1 protein-coding gene is annotated in these 241 nt (G+C 39.4%); it reads left to right on the plus strand.

Features of this window, described 5'->3' with window-relative positions; genetic code table 11:
- The coding region (locus ciss_RS04385; RefSeq protein ID WP_143298475.1) for a transposase at nt 1-241 on the plus strand (241 nt) is incomplete at both ends.

The raw sequence follows: 241 nt of genomic DNA on the forward strand, positions 1-241 counted from the left end.
TGGCTACAAGCTGCATTTAGTGATAGATGCTACATATGAATTACCTATAGCCTATAAAGTAACCAAAGCGTCAGCGTCTGACATCAAAGAAGGACATGCATTACTTGAACAGATGGAAAAAAGGCAGCGGGAGATCTTAGAAAAAGCAGAAACCATAGCAGCAGACAAAGGCTATGATGATACAAAACTAATAGAAAAATGCTGGGATCAGTATAAGATCAAGCCAGTCATAGACATACGG

The organism is Carboxydothermus islandicus, from assembly GCF_001950325.1.
In the GTDB taxonomy this organism is placed as follows: domain Bacteria; phylum Bacillota; class Z-2901; order Carboxydothermales; family Carboxydothermaceae; genus Carboxydothermus; species Carboxydothermus islandicus.